Genomic DNA, 20210 nt, shown 5'->3' with positions numbered 1-20210 from the left:
ACTTGAGAGCATTTTACCGAACGGGTAGGTAGTTTTACCTTAAAAAGCTGGGCTGGTTTAAATAATCATCTGAATTTTGTGGGATAGCAAAACCTATAAAATTTTAAACATTATTAATCGATGAAAAGCGGTTATTTTATTTTCTTATTTGGCCTTATATTATTTAAGGCAAACGCGCAAACCAAAATTGAAGGTGGTGTAAAAGATGGTAAAATGAGACCTTTGATTGGTGCCAGCATTGCTGTTAAAAACGGTTATGATGGCGCAATTACTGATAGCGCTGGAAACTATCATTTTACAACAACAGATCAGGGCACTGATACGCTTATTTTTAGTCTGACCGGTTACAAATCTATAGAAAAGATTGTGCAGCTCAATGGGCAAGCAATTACCCTAAATGTTGTGTTGAAAGAAGCTTTTAATGAACTGAGTGCCGTTACCATTACCGCGGGTTCCTTTTCTGCCGGTGATAATAAAAAGGGAGTTGTTCTCTCCTCACTGGATATATTGACCACGTCAACGAATGCGGATATCTCCTCCGCTATGAGGCTTTTACCAGGTACCCAGCAAAACGGCGAAAGCTCCGGTTTGTTTGTTCATGGGGGAACTGCGGGTGAAACCGCTCAATATATGGATGGAGCGGTGATTCAAAACCCTTACTATGCGGGAGGCCCGCAAATCATGCAAAGGGGTAGATTTGATCCGCGGCTATTTAGTGGAACCATGTTTGCTACTGGCGGCTACTCTGCACTTTATGGTAATGCCATGTCATCTGTTTTGCTAATGAATAGTAATGACCTGCCTGAAAAATCAGAATATGAAATAGATGTATCGCCCATTGCTTATGTTAACCTTAGAACGCAGCAATTGGCCAGGGATAAAAAATCGGCTTATGGCATCAGTTATAACTATATAAATGTCTGGCCGGAAATGCAGGTTGTCAACACCTATTTTGATATTACAAAAACTCCGGTATATCATACGGCTAATTTTTATTATCACAGAAAGACAAAAGGGGGCATGATTAAATATTACACCGAGTTCAGCCATAATGATGTCGGCTATAGCTGGCAGGATATTGATAGTCTGGTGCTAAAAGATAAAATTAATGTTGCCAATAATAACTGGTATAATAACCTGAACTGGACCGAACTGTTGGGGGCTAAATGGAAAATGACCTGGGCCAATAGCTTTAGTATGAATCATGACCATATTACCCGATCTGTTCTGGATAATAAGAATGAAGCAGTTGTATTTGATCCTTCTTTATATTGGATGAATAATAAAATTTTCACCTATTTGAATTCTGAGGATCACCTGCAATCAAGATTTGTTTTGGAAAAAACATTTCGGTATTTAAATGCAATTCGCTTTGGCGGAGAATATGATTATGCACATACGGATGGTTTATATAATGGCCGCAGCATTAAATTTAATGACCATTATGGGGCGGTATTTGCAGAAAACGACCTTTATTTCACCAATAACTTTATGTTGAAATCGGGTATTCGCGCTGAAAGGTCTGCCCTTATAAATGAAACAAAGGTGGCGCCTAGGATCTCAACGGCCTATCGTATTGGCCCCAATGAACAGCTCTCTGCGGCCTATGGTATTTTCTATCAGAAGCCCGAAGCGCATTATCTGATGTATAATCAAAATTTAAGATTTACCAAGTCCACGCAGTATATACTTAATTATCAGAAAAGCACTACCAGTCAGATTTTGCGTCTGGAGGCCTATTATAAAAAGTATGATGATCTCATTAGTCTTGTGCCTGCGACCCAGGTAAATGATTATCCTTTTTCTAATGACGGTTATGGGCATGCGGAAGGTTTTGATCTGTTTTGGAAGGATCAGAAAACTTTTCCCTTTAAATATTGGATTAGTTATTCCTATATCCACACAAAGCGTCAATTTTTAAATTATCCTACACCGTTGCAACCTGACTTTATTACCCCGCATACTTTTTCTGCGGTGTTGCAACAATTCATTCCGGGTATTAAATCACAGGTGAATTTTTCTTATAGTTTTGCAACAGGAAGGCCTTATTATTATTTTGCACCGGATTTGCAAAGTCATACTTATCAGTTGAAAACCCAAGGGAAGTCTTCTGATTATAATAACCTAGATTTTAGTATAGATTACTTGCCTGATTTTGGGAAGACAAATAAGAAAATGACAGTGATGTTTGTCGCCACAATTAAGAATATTTTAGGCCTTCAACAGATTTATACCTATAATTATTCCTACGATGGCTCTTATAAACAGCCTGTATGGCCAATGTCCAAACGTCAATATTTTATAGGAGTATTCTTTAACTTTGGGAGAGACAGATCTCAGGAGATTATCAATGAAAATTTGTAACCTTTTTTATATATGATTTAATTTAAACATCACTTAAAAATAAAAACAATGAAAAGAATAATTGCTACCACAGCATTTGTTTTATTGCTGAGCGCAACCGGTTTAATGGCTCAATCTGCCAGATATGTGCCTGCTATGAAGGCCGATTTAAAATTGCTGAGGGAGGCTAAATCAATGCAAGATTATAATAGTGTTGCTGCGGCTTTTACCAGAATTGGTAATGCGGAAAAATCTTTATGGATTCCTTATTATTATGCGGCTCTTGCAAAACTGCATGGGGCCATAAATGATAAGTCAGCTGACAAGGATCAGATTGCCGCCCAGGTGGACACCTTACTTGCCAATGCAGAAACTATTGAAAAAAATTCAGAACTTACTACTTTGCATTATTATAATGAAGTGCTGAAAATGACTGTCAATCCAGCGGCTAGATTTATGGAGAAGGCGCCCTTGATGGAGAAATATTTTAAAATGGCAGTGGCCGAGGACTCGACTAACCCCAGAATTTATTTTATGAAAGGGCAGACCGTATTTCATACGCCTGAAAGCTTTGGAGGCGGAGCCAAAGGTGCTAAGCCGCTGTTTCAAAAATCAGTCGATCTTTATGCAATGCAAGATACCACCAAGAGTTTTAAGCCAAAATGGGGCAAAGAGGATGCGGAAGCTATGTTGAAAAAGTGTGAGCAGTAATTAGTAATTATTAGAATAGCAATTTAAATTTATAGGCGGTACCACTTTTATGAAAGGTGGGCCGCCTTTTATTTGGCGGATTCAAGTTATAATAATAGGGTGCAGGGGGATTTTAAATTTTGTGATTGTGGCTTTTGTTTTGAGATTTGGTCAGGGGCTTCCACGGGAACTATATAGCTGTAGGAGATATTATTATTAATGATAATGTAAAAAAAATGGTGGATTTCCTGAATAAAGTAATTACTTTGCGTTGTATATCTTACCCATATGTCTAAGTCATTTATCAATATTAAAGAACTGGCCCAGGCACTGAATCTGTCCACCTCGACAGTCTCAAGAGCCTTTAGGGATAAGAATGATATTAATCCTCAGACCAAGCAGTTTATTTTGGATAAAGCCAAGGAGTTAGGTTATTATCCTAATATATATGCCAGCAACCTCAGGGGCTCAAAAAGTCGGACGCTGGCCGTTATCATGCCTGAACTTGCTAATAATTTCTTTTCATTAGCTGTGAAAGGCATTGAAAAAGTGGCCCAGGCCAAAGGTTATCATACGTTGGTGTATGTTACGGATAGTAACTATAGCAAGGAAATCAGTATTGTTGAGGATCTTTTTAATGGCAGGGTAGAGGGGATTATCATGTCGGTTTCCGGAGAAGGTTCAGATCATCAATATATAAAAAGCTTAAGGACAGTAAAATTCCACTGGTATTTTTTGACCGGGTTTACGAAGATATTGAGGTGCCTAAAGTTGTAACGGATGATTTTGACAGTAGTTTTAAAGCCACGGAGTATTTTCTTAAAAATGGATTAAATAAGGTGGCTTTTCTGGTGATAGATAAAAGCGTATCCATTGGAAATGCACGTTTACAGGGATATCTGGAGGCGCATAAGAAATGCAGGAAAAAGGTAGATAAAAAACTGATTATAGATTGCAGTAATGACTTTGACGAAACTTACGAAGCGATTAAGCATGCGATAACTTTATATCAACCCGAGGCACTTTTTGCAAGTGTCGAACGGTTGGCTACTGCAGCCTATAGGGTTTGTAAGGATTTGAATATCAGTATTCCAGAAGATATAAAAGTCATTAGTTATTCTAATTTGAATATTGCTGATCTATTGAACCCTTCGCTGTCAACCATAACACAACCTGCAGAAGCCCTGGGTAAAGAGGCTGCAAAACTTATTTTTGGGATTCTAAATGGGTTACAACCCTCCAATAAAGAGCAAATTTTACGCGCGGAAATCATTCATAGGATTTCTAGTAAATTCTAACATCCATTGTGACTCGTTTTAACGAACAACTGTTGGTATTCAAAATGTTATTGCAGGTTTTGTTGTCGTAATTTGGCAATTTGTTTTAGAAAAAATGCGTCAAAAGCCTCTTCGGGCTGTTATAAAAATCATAATAAAAGTTAAGAAAAATTTGGCTGTTATTTAATTTCCTTTTAGTTTAGCCGCTGAATACTGATCGGGAACGTTTCCGTTATGTTTCGGGAACGTTCTCTATTGGCGTTTAACCCAAGAAAAACGCTTTTTATTAACAAAAAATTAAAATATTCTAAAACCCAAAGTAATGACGAATTCTAAAAAACTTCCTTTTTTACTGGGACTTTTCTTGTCGGTCGTTTTTTGCGGCTTGGCAGCAGCTCAGGGAGGTAAAACGATCACTGGGGTCGTTTTGAGCCAGGATCAAACGGCGCTTGCCGGCGTATCCGTTTCGGTTCCCCAAAGTAGCACAGGAACGATCACAGATGACAAGGGGCTTTTTCACTTCAGGTGCCAACGACTATGACCAGCCTCTCTTTTTCCTTTATTGGTTATTTAACGCAGGTAGCACCTATAGGGGCTAATAATCAAATAAATATTATTTTGATTAGAGATAGTTCTTCTAATCTGGGCGACGTAGTTGTAATTGGTTATGGATCTGTTGATAAAAAAGATGTGACGGGCGCCATTGCCACTATTTCCACTAAAGATTTTCAAAAAGGATCCATTACAAGCTTTGACCAAATGATTGCAGGTAAAGCACCTGGGATATCCATTACCTCAAATGGCGGACACCCAGGAAGTGGTTCAACCATTAGGATACGAGGTCTGTCTTCACTTAGTGCAGGACAGGATCCATTGCAAGTTGTGGATGGCGCGCCATTTAGTGGCTATGTCAATCCCAATGATATTGAGTCAGTCACTATTTTAAAAGATGCAGCGTCTGCAGCCATTTATGGTTCGAGAGCTTCAGGTGGTGTTATTTTGATTACCACAAAAAAGGGACGTCTTGGGCAAACCAAGGTGAATTTTAATAATCAGTTTTCGTTAAGCCAGGTCAAAGATTATGTGGATGTCTTAACGGCAGATCAGTTCAGGGATTTTGTTAACTCCAGTAGCTTTTTTAATGAGGAAGCGAAGAGCCTTATGGGAACAGCCAATACAAACTGGCAGAAAGAAATTTATAGAACTGCAGTAACTTCCAATAATAACATCAGTCTTTCTGGCGGCATAGGAAAAATCCCTTATCGTTTATCTGTGGGGTACCTTAACCAGGCCGGTATTCTTAAAACAGATAATATGGGGCGTACTACCGGTTCGTTGAGTTTAACCCCTACTTTGTGGCAGAATCATTTAAAGATTACTTTAAATCTGAATGGTAGTGTAACCAGAAACAGGAATGCGAACCAGGGCGCAATAGGAGCTGCCATCGCATTTGACCCGACGCAGTCTGTTTATGACGGAACTGACCATACATTTGGAAACTATTATGAATGGGTACGTGCAGATGGCACGCCGAACCCGCTTGCAGCGTTCAATCCCGTGAGCATGCTAAGTCAACGTACAGATATCAGTCATTATAACCGCGGTTTTGGTAATATAAATGTGGATTATAGCCTGCACTTTCTGCCTGATTTGCACGTAAGCGCGAATCTTGGTTTCGATGTGGGCAATTCTACGGGGACGACAAAGGAACAGCCGACCTCCAGAAACACCTATAATCTGCAATCTTCGACCGTTTACAAAGGACTGAATAACCAATATAGCAGCGATTTTAATAATTATTTTGCGGAGTATATGCTGAACTATAAAAAGGATATCACTTCCATTAAGAGTAATATTAATGCGATCCTTTTATATGGATATTATGATGACAGAAGTGTGACAGATAATTATGCTTCCTATGATTATTTCAATAGAGAAATCCCAAATTCCCAGCCTAAGTATCCCGATTCGTTAAAGCAGAATACCTTGATCTCTTATGTTGGGCGTTTGATTTATACTTACGACAATAAATACACATTAACGGCTTCTCTGCGTAGAGACGGGTCTTCTAAATTTGCACCGGATACCCGTTGGGGATGGTTTCCTTCTGTTGCCTTAGGATGGAATCTGAAAAAAGAAGGCTGGTTTGGTGATGCCAGTGCATTGTCATCGTTAAAACTTAGAGGCAGTTATGGTATTACGGGTAATCAGTCTGGCATTGATAATTATAGGTTTATCCCTACTTATTATCTCAGCGATAACGTGTCAAACTATCAATTTGGGGATAATTTTTATTCCATGTACACGCCTTCCTCCTATGATGAGTCCTTGAAGTGGGAGAAGACAGCGTCGGCTAATATAGGCCTGGATTTTGGATTTTTTGATCAAAGAATTTTTGGTAGTGTTGATGTTTATAATAAACACACCACAGATTTGCTGGCGGTTGTCAATATCCCTGCAGGTACTAATTTTACCAATCAGCTCTTAACCAATATTGGTTCTATGACCAGTAAAGGAGCTGAGTTGAATCTGGGTTTTGTACCAGTAAGATCAAATGATGTAGAATGGACCGTCAACCTTAATGCCGCTTATAATAACAGCAAGATCACCAAATTACTGGCTAATGCTGACTCTTCCTTTAAAGGACAGCCTGTTGGGGGCATTGAAGGTGCAACAGGGCAGACGATCCAGATCCAGAATATGCAACAAGAGCCCAATGCCTTTTTGGTTTACAAACAAGTTTATGATGCAAATGGTAAACCCATTGAAGGGGCCTATGAAGATTTAAATGGTGATGGGCAAATCAATCCCTATGATGACCAGTATAGTTATAAATCACCATGGCCTAAATGGGTGCTGGGTTTTAGTACAAATCTCAGATATAAAAAATGGAATTTCAGTACGACGCTAAGGGCAAATATTGGGAATTACATGTATAATAATATTGCCTCAAACCAAGGCATTGCCTATAACATGTCTGTGAATCAATATCTGGCCAACGCAGTAACGGATGTGTTATACACGCGTTTTATCAATAAACAACAACAATCCGATTATTATGTACAAAACGCATCGTTCTTGAAGATGGATAATATAGGGATCACTTATAATGTTGGACAAGTATTAAAATACAAGAATACAGACCTTAGTTTAAGTGCGCATGTGCAAAATGTACTGTGTATAACAAAGTATGATGGACTGGATCCTGAAATTTACGGGGGCATTGACCAGAATATCTATCCTAATCCTAGGGTGTATACCATTGGCCTGAACCTTAATTTTTAATCTGACATTCTAACGGTGGATGTTCTTAAGGGAATAAACACAATTAAAACATATTTGAGATGAAACATAATTTTCAAAAGATATATATAATTTGGGCATTGGTTTTTGCCATGACCGCATTCTCCTGCAGTAAAAAGCTGGATAGGATGCCCATAAATACAACAAGTAATACAGATGTTTTCAGTACCATTGATGGTACGAAACAAGCGTTGGCTAAAGTGTATGGTGCATTTGCATTAACTGGAAGCAGCGGGTCTGGAAGTTCTGATCTGGGAGGTATTGATGCCGGGACATCGGATTTTTTGAGGCTGTATTGGAATGCACAGGAACTACCAACAGATGAAGCCCTCTGTGCATGGGGAGATCCCGGCATCCCGGATCTAAATGAAATAAGCTGGACTTCCGGTAATCTATTGCTCAATGGTCTATATAATCGTTGTATTTACCAGATTACAGTTGCGAACTCTTTTATTAGGGAAACTGAGAATGTACCTGCTTCATTTTCCGATGAGGATAAAGAGAATCTGACACATTTTAGGGCCGAAGCAAGGTTTGTCAGAGCTTATCAGTACTGGGTATTAATGGATCTTTTTGGCAATCCGCCATTTACGGATGAAAATAGTAAAATAGGTAAAATTGCGCCGCCCCAAATTAAAAGAGCCGATTTATTTACCTATATAGAAAGTGAACTTAAGGCAATCGAGCCAGATCTTGTTGCGCCTAAACAAAATGAATATGGCCGGGCCGATCAGGCGGCTGACTGGGCACTGCTGGCCAGACTTTACCTGAACGCTGCCGTGTATACAGGTACGGATCATTATACCGACGCTATCACTTATTCAGAAAAGGTGATAAACTCTGGATATAGTCTGGACACGCATTATAATGACCTTTTTCTGGCTGATAATAATGTCAATAATCCTGAAACAATTCTCTCCATTAATTATGATGGAAATGAAACCCAGAATTATGGGGGTACCACCTTTTTGGTAAATGCATGTATTGATGGCAGTACAGGTGACGGTCCGGACGCCTATGGTGTGCCAGCTGGTGGCTGGGGCGGTATAAGAGCGCGTTCTCCTCTCCCTAAACTCTTTGGGGATGACTATACGGCCTCCAAAGATAAAAGGGCCGCATTAATGCTTGGAACGGAATATGACATTACCAATACGACCACCTTTGCTGAGGGGGTAAAAGTAATTAAATTCAGAAATACAAATTCAGATGGAAGCCTGCCTGCCAATGCAAGCACATTTGTCTCCACTGATTTTCCACTTTTCAGGCTGGCAGAGCAATACCTGATTTACGCAGAAGCGGTGCTACGTGGTGGCACTGGTGGTGATAAAGCGACTGCTATTAGTTATATAAATAAACTCAGGGAAAGAGCTTATGGTAATACCTCAGGCAATGTAGCCAATATTACATTGCCATTTATCCTGGATGAAAGAGCCAGAGAGCTTTATTATGAAGGTTTCAGAAGGACAGATTTGATCCGTTTTGGTGAATTTACCGGCAGTGCCTATATATGGCCCTGGAAGGGCGGCATTAAAGATGGTACCAGTGTTGCGGATAAATATAATTTATTTCCCATTCCGGCCTCTGATGTGGCGGCCAATCCTGATAACCTGACACAGAACCCCGGATACGGCAATTAACATTAATGATCACTTTGATAAATTTATAATAATGAAAATTCGATTCAATTTTATATGCATGTTGGTATCAGCCTTAATGCTGAGTTTTGCCTCCTGCAAAAAGGACCAGACACTGGTGGTTGCCACGCCAAGTACACCGGTTAGTTTGACAGCCAGTCAGAGCACAATTGTTCTGAGCGAAGACAATGCGGCGGATAAAGCGGTGGATCTTTCCTGGAATAAGGCCGATTTTGGTTATGCAGCTGCCATTAGTTATCTGTTGCAGGTAAGTTATAAGGATTCTGCTTTTAGCCGGTTTTCTTCTTTGGGGATGGGGCAGGCAACTTCGACTTCATTTACAGTGGCTGATTTAAATACCCTTCTTTTGGGAGCCAAGTATCAGCCAAATGAAGCCAGCGAAGTGAAAATCAGGGTACTGGCCCAGGTGGCAGACAGTCTCTATGCCTATTCTGATCCGCTAACAATAACCGTTACCCCTTATGTAGCCAAACGTGTTATTCCATATCCTTTCCTTTATGTCCCTGGGGATTACCAGGGATGGGCGCCTGATGCGGACATTATAGCAAAATTATATTCTATTAAAGACGATGGTAAATATGAAGGATATTTAAATTTAACCAAAGCAGATAACCCGTTCAAATTTACTGTAGATCCGAACTGGGATGGCGTCCAGTATGCTGCCGGTGCCACTGAAGGTACCATCGCTACCAGCGGCGATAACCTGGATATAGCAGGCGCAGGCTATTATCTGATCCAGGCAGATACGAAAGCACTTACCTGGAGTGCAACACTTGAGAACTGGGGTATTGTTGGAGATGCAGCCGGTGGTTGGGGTGATAATGATGATATTATGTTTGATTTTGACCCCGAAAATCAGGTGCTGACGAAAACAGTTCAACTCAATGCAGGATTACTCAAGCTCAGGGCTAACCACAAATGGGATCTTAATATCGGTACGGGAGATGTATATGGTGCGGATAACTATACCATCGCTGAGGCTGGTACTTATGTAATTACCTTGGATTTAAGAGTTCCCAAAGAACCTGTTGTCACAATGACCTTACAATAATCTAAATGAAACGTCCTGTTCTGGTTGGCTGATTGCAAGCGGTCAGAACGGGCGTTTATTTCTATTTTTCTTTTATGCATATTTTAAGCACAACGATCATCTCATTAAGTTTAATATCGTCCGTTATGGGCCAAAATAGTATGGTAGCAGCTACCCAACCTGATAATATCCCTTCTTTGGAAACAACGCAAGTACATAATCATATACCCATGCCATCCTCCCTGGTAACACCGGGGGATGTATTGAAAATTGAACAGGTGGCTCATGGGCTTAAAGTCCAGACCGTACATAGTTATGTGGAAGTGTTGGCATACTCGCCATCCATAATCCGTGTCAGAATGGATAAAAATCCGTTAGGGAAGGATTTTTCCTATGCGGTGGTGGCGGCTCCCGAAAAAGTGGCAACTACTTGGAAAGAGTCAGCAGATCGTATCCTTTTCTCAACAGACAGTCTGGATGTAGTTATCCTTAAAAAGCCATTTTCAATTGCATTTTATACCAAAGAAGGAAAACTGATTAATGAGGATGTGGCCAGTATGGGCACCTCCTGGATTGGCAATCAGGTAACGACCTACAAGCAGTTGCAGCCTGAGGAACGCTTTATAGGACTAGGTGAAAAGACCGGCAATCTGGATAGAAAGGGAACAGGTTATGTCAACTGGAATAACGATTCTTATGGATACGCAGCGAATGCTGATCCGATTTATTCAAGTATTCCCTTTTATATAGGACTACACGACTCTTTGTGTTACGGAATATTTATGGATAATACCTTTAAATCCGATTTTAATTTTGGAGCCAGCAATAACCGTTTTTCTTCCTTTGGCGCAGATGGCGGCGAAATGAACTATTATTTTATCTATCAAAAAAAGGTAGCAGATATTATTACCGACTATACCGCACTTACTGGGCGCATGTCTTTACCCCCACTGTGGAGTCTGGGCTATCAGCAAAACCGCTACAGTTATTATCCGGACACCGAAGTATTGCGTATCGCCAAGACACTCAGAGAAAAAAAGATTCCGGCAGATGGTATCACTCTGGATATCCATTATATGGAAAAATACAAACTCTTTACCTGGGATAAAAAAAGATTTCCGCACCCCATTGATATGAATAAGGAACTGGAATCCATGGGCTTTAAAACAACAGTCATCGTTGATCCGGGCATTAAAGTAGAAAAGGGTTATCCTGCCTATGAAGATGGTATTGCAAAAGATGTATTTATTAAATATCCAGATGGCAATCCTTATACAGCTGAAGTGTGGCCGGGTTGGTGCAATTTTCCGGACTTTACCAGCCAAAAGGGCAGAGACTGGTGGGCGGATAAGGTCAGGTTTTTAGCCGGTACTGGTGTGGATGGCATCTGGAATGATATGAATGAGATTGCCAGTTGGGGCAACAAAATGCCTTTTAATGTATTATTCGATTATGATGGACAGGGGGCCACAACCATTGGTGCCCATAATGTCTATGCCCTGGAAATGGCCAGAGCCAGTTATGAAGGCGCAAAAAAGAGTTTTAAGGAGCGTCCTTTTATCCTGACCAGAGCCGGTTATGCGGGGCTGCAAAGATATACAGCTATCTGGACGGGGGATAACCGGGCAGAAGATGATCATATGATGGCAGGCGTTCGTTTACTCAATAGTCTGGGACTCAGTGGAGTAGCCTTTACCGGGATGGACATAGGAGGCTTTACAGGCAATCCAAGTATCGGTTTATTTGCCAGATGGATCCAAATAGGGGCTTTTACACCTTATTTTAGAGGGCATACGGCTGTAAATACCAAATCAGCAGAACCCTGGACTTTTGGGGAAGAAGTGACAGAGATCTCCCGCAATTTTATCGGTCTGCGCTACCGGTTAATACCCTATATCTATTCAAATTTTTATCAGGCTACCCAAAACGGATTGCCGCTTATGCGTAGCTTGGCCATTGATTACAGCTTTGACGATAAGATTTATGATACCCGTTATCAAAACGAGTATCTTTTTGGCCCAGATTTATTGGTTCTTCCCTTTGAGAGCAAAGAAAAGTTTGGGGAAGCCTATTTCCCGGAGGGGATTTGGTATGATTTGTATACAGGTGCGCCGCAAAAAGGAGGAGTAGAAAAGATTCTAAAACTGGCTTATAATAAACTGCCCGTGTATGTAAAAGGTAGTAGCTTCATTCCTATGCAGTCACTGGTACAGTCCACCCAGATTTTACCGAAGGATACCCTGATTTTGAATATTTATAAAGGCAATACGGATAATCAATATACCTATTATGAAGATGATGGTAAGTCTTATTCCTATCAATCGGGAGATTATTATAAGCGTGACTTTGTGTATGATCATGAAAATAACCGGATTATTCTTAAAAAAGCTGTAGGGAATCGCAACTCTATTTTTAAAAGTATTAAATTAGTGATGCATGGATTTGATAATAAAGATCATTTTTCCATAGATGGTCACGCTGTCGGCTTCAAAAAGGATTTTGTTGCACTTTTAACACCAATCTCTAAATTTGATCCTCAAGGCGTGGCAAATCCGTTAGAAGGAGAAGACGTTCTCAGCCATGTTATAAGAAATGTAAGTGATGAGATTGTCATCGACCTTAAATAATATAAAGCAATCTTTAAAAAGTAAATTGAAAGCGCATGGGTAAGTGGTGCAAGGTTTTGTTTATTTGTGTTTTAATGGCTGGAGTTGCAAAGGTTTCTAACGCCCAGCATGACTTAAAGGCACTTGATAGGGTAAGGCCCATGTCCTGGTGGGTGGATATGGCTGACTCTTCTTTGCAATTACTCGTTCATGGAAAAAACATAGCGGATCGGACGGTCACCTTAGATTATCCCGGTGTCCATCTGATCAAGGTAAATAAAGTTGAAAATCCCAATTACCTGTTTATTGATCTGGTCATTGACAAAGGGACAAGATCTGGTAGTTTTGACTTGGAATTTTCCAAACAAGGCACTAAAACAATCGTTTATAATTATAAACTGGATCAACCAGATCAGCGACCGGGTCGCAATCAGGGTGTTACGAGTGAAGATCTGATCTATCTGGTGATGCCAGACAGATTTTCCAATGGAGACCCTTCCAATGACAGGATAGCTGGAATGAAAGATCAGTCATTGAACCGGGATTCGATGTATGATCGACATGGAGGAGATTTGCTGGGGCTGATGAACCATCTGGATTATATTAAAGATTTGGGCGCGACCGCCATCTGGTGTACACCCATGATTGAAAATGATATGAGCAGCGCTTCTTACCATGGTTATGCCGCTACAGATATCTATAAAATTGATCCGAGGTTTGGCTCCAATGAGCTATATAAGGCTTATGTGGAAAAGGCGCATAAGATGGGCCTTAAAGTCATCAAAGACGTTGTTCATAATCATATAGGCTCCCAGAGTTGGATCATGCAGGATCTTCCTATGAAAGACTGGGTACATCAATGGCCTACTTATACAAACAGCAGTTACAGAGATCAGCCAGTAATGGATATTCACCGTTCCGTAGCAGATCAAAAAATTATGCTGAATGGATGGTTTGTACCTACGATGCCGGATCTGAATCAAAACAATCCTTATGTGGATCGTTATTTGACACAAAACCATATTTGGTGGATAGAATATGCGGGAATTGATGGCCTGCGCCTGGATACTTACCCTTACAACGACCCTAAGTTTATGTCGGTCTGGGCGCGCGCAATTTTAAATCAGTTTCCGCATCTATCTATTTTTGGAGAGACTTTAGTTACTACAGTTGCAGAACAAGCCTTTTTTGCCGGTGGAAATACTGTCAACAGAGGGCTGGATACGCATTTGCCAGGTGTGACGGATGCAGTGCTTAAAGATGCTATTTATGGGTTTTTAAATGACAAGGAAGGTTGGGTAGATGGCTCCAATAAACTCTACGCTACGCTATCGCTTGACTTTTTGTATAAGCATCCGGAACAAAACGTAGTCTTTCTGGATAACCATGACATGAGCAGATTCTATTCTATGATCGGTGAAGACTTTAATAAATTCAGGCAAGGCATGGGGATTTTATTGACGATGCGCGGTATCCCGCAGCTTTATTATGGAACAGAAATTTTAATGAAAAACTTTTCAAATCCTGATGGTCTGGTCAGAGAAGACTTTCCTGGTGGCTGGAATCAAGATACGGTCAGTAAGTTTACAGCAAAAGGCCGCAGCGAAAAGGAAAATAATGCATTTAATTTTATTAGAACGCTGGCCAGATTCCGGGCTTCCAGCCCCGCACTAAGGGCGGGTAAACTGATGCAATACGTTCCGGAAGATAAAATATATACCTATTTTCGATACACCGATACGCAGAGCGTGATGGTTATTGTCAATAAAAATGATCAGATGAAAAATCTGAATACCAATAGATTTAAAGAAAGCTTGCAGGGATATAAGCAGGCAACAAATGTAATAACGGGATCAAGATTGCCGGATATTACCTCCTTAAGTCTTCCGGCCAATAGTATTACCATTTTGCAATTACAAAAATAATGAAGGTGTCCCTTGGATTTAGAAATCTGCAAAAGCTCAGTGCAGCTTGTTTGACCATTTGTCTGATCGCTGGTTGTTTATCTACTAAACCTAACGAAAAAGACGAACAACAAAAGGAGCATGAACAAAAGCAGCAGTTATGGGCTGAGCCTGCTGGCAAGCCAGTTATATACCAAGTGCTCGTCAGATTATTTGGCAATCAAAACCTGACCAATCAATTAAACGGTTCCATTGAGCAAAATGGTGCCGGAAAATTTAACGATATAACTGATCGTGCCCTTGATAGCATTAAAGGATTGGGGATAACCCATATTTGGTATACTGGCGTACTGGAGCACGCGACCATGACTGATTATACAAAATTTGGTATTGCACTGGATGACCCTGATGTTGTCAAGGGTAGGGCAGGCTCTCCTTATGCGGTGAAAGATTATTATGATGTGGATCCTGACCTGGCGGTAAACGTGAATGAACGTTTACAAGAATTTCAAGCCTTGATTGGCAGAACGCATGAGCATGGCTTAAAAGTAGTCATGGATTTTATACCCAATCATGTTGCCAGGGGGTATCATTCTGATAGAAAACCTAAGGGTGTAATAGACTTTGGTGCTGATGATGATACAACGCTCAGGTTTAGCCCCCAAAATGATTTCTATTATTTGCCAGGCACTTCGTTTAAGGTTCCTGCTGGTGTGGATCCAGGTGGTCGTGACTTTCATTCGTTGCTAAAGGATGGTAAGTTTAAGGAAGTGCCTGCTAAAGTAACCGGCAATAATGTCTTACGCCCCGATCCATCAATAGATGATTGGTATGAGACCATTAAACTCAATTACGGAATTGATTTGTTTCACGCAGATGCTGTGCATTTTAACCCGGTACCGCCGGTCTGGAAAAAATGCGGGATATATTGCTCTATTGGGCGGCCCAGGGAGTAGATGGATTTAGGTGCGATGTGGCTGAAATGGTGCCACTGGCTTTCTGGAAATATGCAATCGGTGCTGTAAAGGCAAAATATCCCGATCTTATTTTTATTGCAGAAGCATATGACCCTGCTAAATATAGCGCGTTTACTGCACCAGGGGTATTTGATTATCTCTACAATAAGGTAGGTTTGTATGACGTCTTAAAACCTATTTTAAGAAATGACAGCAATGCGGATACCAAAAATATCCTCGAAATTTTAAATAAGCAGGCATCTATCAGCAGTCATTTGCTGAACTTTCTGGAAAATCATGATGAACAGCGTATCGCCTCTACTCAGTTTGCAGGCGATGCTTATTGGGGAGAAGCGGCTATGGGCGTCGCTGCGACGGCCACGACCGGTCCTGTGTTAATTTATTTTGGACAGGAGCTGGGGTAAATGCTCCGACTGCCGAAGGATTCGGTGGCGCAGATGGGAAAACGACAATATTTGATTATTGGGGATTGCCAATTTATCAAAAATGGGTAGATAAAGGTAAATACGATGGCAAAGGGTTAAATAAAGACCAAAAAGGGCTTAGAGCATTTTACCGCCAATTATTAAACCTGGCAGCTAATAGCAGTGCCATTCGTAAGGGGAAATTATATTTATTATCAAGTCCTGACTTGGGTAAATACGGCATGTGTTATCTGCGTTATGATCAAGGGGAAACTTTACTATTTGCCGCCAACTTTGATCACAAGCAATCTCTTAATGCGGCAGTTCATCTACCTGACTTAATTCGATTGGGCAAAGCAGCGGTAGTAGATGTTGCAGGTACCCGTCAGGCGGATCCTGCCCAACTGTCCAATCGGAAAGCGAACCATTTTACTTTCGATACGAGTAGGAATACCGTTCATATTCGCCTCAGTCCTGGTGGTTTTCTGGTGTGGAAAATAAGGTAGTGAAGAAGCCGGTGTCTACGTTAAAATGGCCTATATTTAAGGAGTTAAAATGAGTAAACCTTCACATAGGTGAAAAGCGGATAAGGTGTAGGGTAGGTCCAGTATAGGCCCCGAAAAGAAAAATCAAGCCAATGACGACAATAAAAATCGTGAAGCCAAAATTGTCTATTAAAAGCATATTCAACATGAGTGTTGGATTTTTTGGTATTCAGTTTGCCTTCGCCTTGCAAAATGGCAATGCTTCCAGAATCCTGCAGACTTTTGGCGCTGAGGTAGATCATCTATCGCTTTCTGGTTGGCAGCGCCTTTGACCGGGATGATCGTTCAACCTTTAATCGGCCATTTTAGTGATAAAACCTGGACACGATTTGGCAGAAGAAAACCCTATTTTCTGGTGGGCGCATTACTGACAGCCATTGCTTTAATGGTGATGCCTAATGCCTCGTTTTTGGCCTACCTAATGCCGCCCATTATTGTAGGAGCCAGTATGCTGATGTTAACGGACGCTTCCATTAATGTGGCCATGGAGCCCTTTAGAGCGCTTGTGGCGGATAAATTGCCGGATAGTCAGTCCAGTCTGGGCTTTTCTATCCAGACTTTTTTAATTGGTGCAGGGGCCATATTAGGATCCGTTATGCCTTTTTTGCTGGCGGAGGTATTCCATGTCAAATCTACGGCCATCCCTGGTGAAGTGCCTGCTAACGTCATATTTACTTTTTATATTGGGGCGGCCGTGTTGGTGGCGGCGATCCTTTGGACTATTTTTACGACCAGAGAATATAGTCCTGAAGAGGCAAGGATGTATGAACGGGAAAATGTGAAAGAGCTGGATGTTGTCCAGGAAGTTATTAAAAGTGAAGGCAGCATCAAAACGATTATTAAAGATATTCGCAAAATGCCGCAAACCATGCGCCAGCTGGGCTGGGTGCAGTTCTTTTCCTGGTTTGCCTTGTTCTCCATGTGGGTATTTACCACACCAGCAATTGCGGAACATATTTATCACCTGCCTGCTACTGATACGGCATCTGCGGCTTATGCGGAGGCGGGCAATTGGGTTGGCGTATTGTTCGGGGTTTACAACGGTGTTTCTGCGGTGTATGCCCTGTTACTGCCCAAAATTGCCATAAATCTGGGCAAAAAGCGTACGCATGCATTGTCTCTTTTGGTCGGTGGCTTAAGTCTTGTGGCCATCCTCTTTATTCAGGATAAATACTGGCTACTACTGCCCATGGTGGGTATTGGCATGGCCTGGGGCAGCATTCTGGCTATGCCTTATGCCATTTTAGCTTCCTCTCTGCCACCCAGAAAAATGGGGGTATATATGGGGATTTTTAATTTTTTCATTACCATTCCGCAAATTGTAAATGGCCTGTTGGGCGGATTAATCCTTAAATATTTTTACCATAGCAATGCTATTTATTCTCTCGTCATGGCTGGTGGATTTATGATTTTGGGTGCCTTTGCCATGATGAAGGTAAGGGTGAAGGAGCCTGTCAAACCATTTACAAAAATGTGATGCAGATATTATCAATTGCAACTAACCATCAATAATTAAGCTGAATTTTTCTTTTACTATTGCTTTAAGACTGTGATGAATTTTGGAGGCGCCTGATCTAATTGTGATTGCCCAATTTTTTATTCGCATTTTCGCCATATTCAGTGGGACGCCTATTTGGCTATCGCTATCATACAAATATACCTAAGGATAAAGTTAAAGAAAGTGGGTAGATGTTAACGAACTAAGGGGCAATGTTAATTATAATTAACTGATAATCAAAATAGAACATCGTTGTTTGCCGAAATCACCGAAACATTGGCTCATTTGACCTAAAACCCACCCCATAGATGTAACTTCAAGAACAATCCACTATCTTATATATGTGCGCCGCTAATAAGAAAAGCATTTAGAAAAGCGCACAAAGTAGAAAGAAGAAGTAAAGAAGTAGCATAAGGGTATTGACATTATTTAACCCATTAAATTTTAAGTTATGAAAAAGATTATCGTCATCATGAGTGTATTTGCCGGTGTGTTTTTTGCCGGTGGCTCAAAGGCACAGATTAATATCAGTATTAATATCGGTAGCCAACCAGATTGGGGTCCTTCAGGCTATAACTATGTAGATTATTATTATTTGCCCGATATCAATGCTTACTACAATGTAGCGACTGCGCAGTACATCTACCTGATAGGCAATAGATGGCATTTTGCAAACAGATTACCTAACCGTTTCAGTAATTATAATATCTACAATGCGTATAAAGTAGTGGTAAACCGTGCATATCCTTATCAGAATAATCAGTATGATATTCAGCATTATGGACAGTACAAAAGTTATCGGCCACAGCCTATGTTAAGGGATAACAATGCCTATAGGGCCATGAGAAATAATGGCAACCATTATAATGGAAATTACAATGGTAATAAGGGGAATAGTCATAATACAGTAGTTGCAAAAAGGACAGAGAAAAAAGTGATTAAGCAAACCAACCGTACCATTAAACAAAATGATCGTACAACTAAAGCAGTTCGCTCTACACCACAGCGCAGCACTGTACAGCGTAGCAGGTAACGGCTCGATTTCAAACAAGCATTTGAGGTTTAGTGTTTAGCATATAAAGATCGTTATCGTTTACAGGGGTAAACGATAACGATCTTGCTTTTTGGCTATGTTGGAACTCGTTATTTTTAGTTATTGTTGCGGAAAGTCGCTATTGTCTGAGGATTTAATATAAATGGCGGCGTTGGCTATAATGCCAGGAGAAGACAGACTAAGTGTGTCACCTTTTATTGTGATAAACTGATTGATGCTTGTACCGTAATCTATCTGGCCAATAAACTGCTGTGCTGTTTGCTGTTCCTTAATTAGGGTATAGTTTCCAGAGTCACTGACTGCTCCATTTACATAGCGCCAATAAAACCTTGGAGCAAAAATGATTTCATTTTGGTCGCTCGGTTCATAAGTTGAATCGACAATAGCACCTGTTGTCATTTTATATAGTTGCCAGGTGCCTTCCAATTGATATTTATTCGTAGCTGTATCGTTGTCCTTACTGCAACTCGTTAAAACTAGTGCGGTGAAAAGTAGGGTAACAGTTATTAAAGAAAATATATGTTTAGCTTTTAGGTTAAGGTTCATAGGTTTATTTTTTTTGTTTGACTATTTAGGAAGATTGGCAGGAAGGTAGGTAGGTAGGTAGGACATTGCCGAATCAATACTTATTTTTTTTGGCATTTTGCCTTTCGGCGTCCCAGTCTAAAAAAGGATCATCTATTGCGGGAGGTGGTGTTTTTGGTGAGCGGCCGGATTTATTTTTATCGAAATGATTTTTGGATGCGCTCTGATCATGTTGCCGGTCATCTTCAGGATCGTCATCCATATCCTCCTGATGCTCGTCTTCCACTTCAAATTCATCTTCTTCGATTTCCAACACCTCAAAATCCAGCATCTCTGCCAGCTCCAGGAAAAAGTCTACTTTTTCCTCAGGAATATTAATAATAAAAGATTGCATAGCCT

At 40.7% G+C, this 20210-nt stretch carries 18 protein-coding genes; 16 read left to right on the top strand and 2 right to left on the bottom strand.

Features of this window, described 5'->3' with window-relative positions; translation table 11 throughout:
- Window positions 1-120 precede the first annotated feature (120 nt).
- From FSB73_RS06885 to FSB73_RS06820, 16 genes are all read left to right on the top strand, one after another.
- Window positions 121-2364, top strand: a complete 2244-nt coding sequence (locus FSB73_RS06885; RefSeq protein ID WP_146780808.1) for a TonB-dependent receptor — start codon at window positions 121-123, stop codon at window positions 2362-2364.
- A 48-nt stretch (window positions 2365-2412) separates the two neighbouring features.
- Window positions 2413-3054, top strand: a complete 642-nt coding sequence (locus FSB73_RS06880; RefSeq protein ID WP_146780807.1) for a hypothetical protein — start codon at window positions 2413-2415, stop codon at window positions 3052-3054.
- 267 nt (window positions 3055-3321) lie between these two features.
- The gene (locus tag FSB73_RS24385; RefSeq protein ID WP_225974573.1) at window positions 3322-3810 is read left to right on the top strand and encodes a LacI family DNA-binding transcriptional regulator; all 489 of its coding nucleotides are present in this window, start codon (window positions 3322-3324) and stop codon (window positions 3808-3810) included.
- On the top strand, window positions 3726-4331 hold the full coding sequence (locus FSB73_RS24380) for a substrate-binding domain-containing protein (protein ID WP_225974789.1): 606 nt from the start codon (window positions 3726-3728) through the stop codon (window positions 4329-4331). Before FSB73_RS24385 ends, FSB73_RS24380 begins: the two co-directional genes overlap by 85 nt.
- Before the next feature lie 301 nt (window positions 4332-4632).
- Entirely contained in the window at window positions 4633-4851 is a 219-nt protein-coding gene (locus FSB73_RS06870) for a hypothetical protein (protein ID WP_146780805.1), read from the top strand.
- Window positions 4848-7595 carry a SusC/RagA family TonB-linked outer membrane protein gene (locus tag FSB73_RS06865; protein ID WP_146780803.1) on the top strand — a complete coding sequence of 916 codons (2748 nt, stop codon included), beginning with the start codon at window positions 4848-4850 and terminating at the stop codon, window positions 7593-7595. Before FSB73_RS06870 ends, FSB73_RS06865 begins: the two co-directional genes overlap by 4 nt.
- Before the next feature lie 59 nt (window positions 7596-7654).
- Window positions 7655-9250: a RagB/SusD family nutrient uptake outer membrane protein gene (locus FSB73_RS06860; RefSeq protein ID WP_146780801.1), complete on the top strand. Its 1596-nt coding sequence runs from the start codon at window positions 7655-7657 to the stop codon at window positions 9248-9250.
- Between the two features lie 31 nt (window positions 9251-9281).
- Window positions 9282-10319 carry a SusE domain-containing protein gene (locus FSB73_RS06855; RefSeq protein ID WP_146780799.1) on the top strand — a complete coding sequence of 346 codons (1038 nt, stop codon included), beginning with the start codon at window positions 9282-9284 and terminating at the stop codon, window positions 10317-10319.
- A gap of 125 nt (window positions 10320-10444) precedes the next feature.
- On the top strand, window positions 10445-12925 hold the full coding sequence (locus tag FSB73_RS06850; RefSeq protein WP_225974571.1) for a glycoside hydrolase family 31 protein: 2481 nt from the start codon (window positions 10445-10447) through the stop codon (window positions 12923-12925).
- A 35-nt stretch (window positions 12926-12960) separates the two neighbouring features.
- Window positions 12961-14829, top strand: coding sequence for a glycoside hydrolase family 13 protein (locus FSB73_RS06845; protein ID WP_192904097.1), 1869 nt, complete (start codon window positions 12961-12963; stop codon window positions 14827-14829).
- Window positions 14830-14834: 5 nt separating this feature from the next.
- A complete protein-coding gene (locus FSB73_RS06840; RefSeq protein ID WP_158639443.1) occupies window positions 14835-15764 on the top strand; it encodes an alpha-amylase family glycosyl hydrolase in 930 nt (309 codons plus the stop codon).
- Window positions 15725-16189: an alpha-amylase family glycosyl hydrolase gene (locus FSB73_RS06835; RefSeq protein ID WP_146780795.1), complete on the top strand. Its 465-nt coding sequence runs from the start codon at window positions 15725-15727 to the stop codon at window positions 16187-16189. The genes FSB73_RS06840 and FSB73_RS06835 overlap by 40 nt, the downstream gene beginning before the upstream one ends.
- On the top strand, window positions 16108-16695 hold the full coding sequence (locus FSB73_RS06830) for a hypothetical protein (protein ID WP_158639442.1): 588 nt from the start codon (window positions 16108-16110) through the stop codon (window positions 16693-16695). Before FSB73_RS06835 ends, FSB73_RS06830 begins: the two co-directional genes overlap by 82 nt.
- A gap of 131 nt (window positions 16696-16826) precedes the next feature.
- Window positions 16827-17006 (top strand): hypothetical protein, encoded by a 180-nt coding sequence (locus FSB73_RS24375; protein ID WP_225974570.1) that lies wholly within the window; start codon window positions 16827-16829, stop codon window positions 17004-17006.
- Window positions 16991-18211 carry an MFS transporter gene (locus FSB73_RS06825; protein ID WP_225974569.1) on the top strand — a complete coding sequence of 407 codons (1221 nt, stop codon included), beginning with the start codon at window positions 16991-16993 and terminating at the stop codon, window positions 18209-18211. The genes FSB73_RS24375 and FSB73_RS06825 overlap by 16 nt, the downstream gene beginning before the upstream one ends.
- Window positions 18212-18683: 472 nt before the next feature.
- Window positions 18684-19265, top strand: coding sequence for a hypothetical protein (locus tag FSB73_RS06820; protein WP_146780792.1), 582 nt, complete (start codon window positions 18684-18686; stop codon window positions 19263-19265).
- A 120-nt stretch (window positions 19266-19385) separates the two neighbouring features.
- On the opposite strand, the gene FSB73_RS06815 is transcribed toward FSB73_RS06820, so the two are convergent.
- Window positions 19386-19832, bottom strand: a complete 447-nt coding sequence (locus FSB73_RS06815; RefSeq protein ID WP_146780790.1) for a hypothetical protein — start codon at window positions 19830-19832, stop codon at window positions 19386-19388.
- Window positions 19833-19905: 73 nt separating this feature from the next.
- A complete protein-coding gene (locus tag FSB73_RS06810) occupies window positions 19906-20205 on the bottom strand; it encodes a hypothetical protein (RefSeq protein ID WP_146780788.1) in 300 nt (99 codons plus the stop codon).
- Window positions 20206-20210: the final 5 nt, after the last annotated feature.

Source organism: Arachidicoccus ginsenosidivorans, assembly GCF_007971385.1.
In the GTDB taxonomy this organism is placed as follows: Bacteria; Bacteroidota; Bacteroidia; order Chitinophagales; family Chitinophagaceae; genus Arachidicoccus; species Arachidicoccus ginsenosidivorans.
Note: the sequence above shows the minus strand (reverse complement) of the source record. Positions and strands in the feature narration are given on the sequence as shown.